Here is a 1,818-nt window from a genome sequence, read left to right on the forward strand (position 1 = left end):
GGACAACAGACGCAAGGCTGGGTTGATATGATCTTATGTATGAAGGCTTTTCTTGAATTCGGTATCAATTTACGCTCTGGTATCAAAGACAAATTGATGGCAATGCCTATTTCAATACCAGACCTTTCATCAAGACCTTTTTCTCTAACGGTGGACCGTATAATTGATTCATTGCCTGATGCTCTATTCCTAGCGTGGACTAAACAGTTTGACCTCTGGTTTGCATCTCCAGGATCGGTGTTAATGAATGGAGAAGTCAACTCGGTTTTCTTCTTTGAGACAATCTACGAATTCGAGACGGAAAGAAAGGCGAAGCGCCATCCCCATTACGGCCGATTTCTTAGGCTTGAACCCAATAGACTCATCGAATTAACGTGGGTTACCGGGGCTGAGGGAACAAAAGGAGCTGAAACGGTTGTTACGATTGAACTAGAATCTAACACAAACGGTACGCATTTGCGTCTTACTCATGCAGGCTTTCCAGATGAGGAGTCGAGAAATCAGCACGAACAGGCTTGGCCGATTGTGCTTGAAGAATTAGACAAGCGAATGAGGGCAAGTACCACCCAAGAATAAAGAATAGCCCCGGTTAGTAAAAGGGAGATATCGTAATAATGCAGCGATACTCCCTTCTTCAGTCTAAGAAAACGGCTTTTGTTTCCGATGAATGATCACACAAAAAAAGGGATGACAATTTGGAATGAAGAAGGAGTAAAGAAATTCTGAAAATTAAAAGATTTATTCTGGTTTCGTAATACTTTTATCGGGCTATTACAATAGGAATGTGTCAGAGAGAAATGGAAAGTTTGTTGATTTGGAAAAATGCCAGATAAATCAACAAACTTTAAACCATACTGGAACGGCATTTTTAAAGCCCAACCTAAATCAAGTCTAGATCACTCTTATTTTTACTTTACTTTTGCTTTTTCTAAGTAAGCAGTTGCTGTTTCAATTGTAGCGTAGAGGCTTCCAAGCGCTGCCATAAATACGTCATGGACATCAGTGGCTTGTATGTTGCGTCCGCGAAAAGATAGGTCAGGAGATGTGCAGGCATCTTCAATGACGGTGCACGTGAACCGATAGTCTACAGCGGCACGGGCAGTTGCGTCGATACACATGTGGCTCATCATGCCACATATGACAACATGCTCGGTGCCAGCTTGACGAAGTTGATTAAGGAGGGGAGTCTCTCGGAAGCTATTCGGATAATTCTTCTGAATGATAGTTTCTCCTTCAAGTGGTGCAACAGCCTCGTTAATCGTGATTCCTTCTGTTCCTGGTGCAAAAAATGGAGCGTTGTGATCATTGAATATATGCTGAATATGAAATATTGGCATGTTTTGGTTGCGGAAAAAATTTAGCAACTTTCGGGCGTTATTTGCTGCTCTATTAGGTTCAAATAGCTCCATCCGACCATTTGGAAAATAATCATTCTGAACGTCAACAAGAATTAAAGCTGTCTTTTCCATTTAATACCTCTCCTTATTCTTCCATTTAGATAAAATCTGTTAGTATTAAGTGTTGGTTTTAGGGATTCTGCAAATCCTACCTATCTCTTAATAATATAGAAGGGATAAATTACAAATTAAGTTTATTTGCGGGTAACATAAATAAAATATATAAGCAAACAGGGACAAAGATGCCCCTGTTTTAAGTGGTTTATAAAGTTTTATTAGTTTAAGTTAATCCATACACTTTTAACTTCGGTATAGTTATCTAACGCATAGCTTCCCATTTCGCGACCAATTCCACTTTGTTTGTACCCTCCAAAAGGAGAAGCGGCATCAAAAGCGTTATAGCAGTTTACCCAAACTGTAC

The 1,818-nt window shown here is 39.9% G+C and carries 3 protein-coding genes; 1 reads left to right on the forward strand and 2 read right to left on the reverse strand.

Features of this window, described 5'->3' with window-relative positions; all coding sequences use genetic code 11:
- Positions 1 to 576, forward strand: a 576-nt coding sequence (locus AC1DUW_RS27560; protein ID WP_477644017.1) for an SRPBCC family protein, incomplete at its 5' end; no start/stop codon positions are given.
- A 332-nt stretch (positions 577 to 908) separates the two neighbouring features.
- On the opposite strand, the gene AC1DUW_RS27565 is transcribed toward AC1DUW_RS27560, so the two are convergent.
- On the reverse strand, positions 909 to 1,469 hold the full coding sequence (locus AC1DUW_RS27565) for a cysteine hydrolase family protein (protein WP_477644018.1): 561 nt from the start codon (positions 1,467 to 1,469) through the stop codon (positions 909 to 911).
- 203 nt (positions 1,470 to 1,672) lie between these two features.
- The coding region (locus AC1DUW_RS27570; protein WP_477644019.1) for an aldehyde dehydrogenase family protein at positions 1,673 to 1,818 on the reverse strand (146 nt) is incomplete at its 5' end.

The organism is Peribacillus sp. P4_C12 (assembly GCF_056402095.1).

Excerpts from the sequence above, each read along its gene's own strand:
- AC1DUW_RS27565 (WP_477644018.1), bottom strand. The coding sequence starts at position 1,469 with ATGGAAAAGACAGCTTTAATTCTTGTTGACGTTCAGAATGATTATTTT.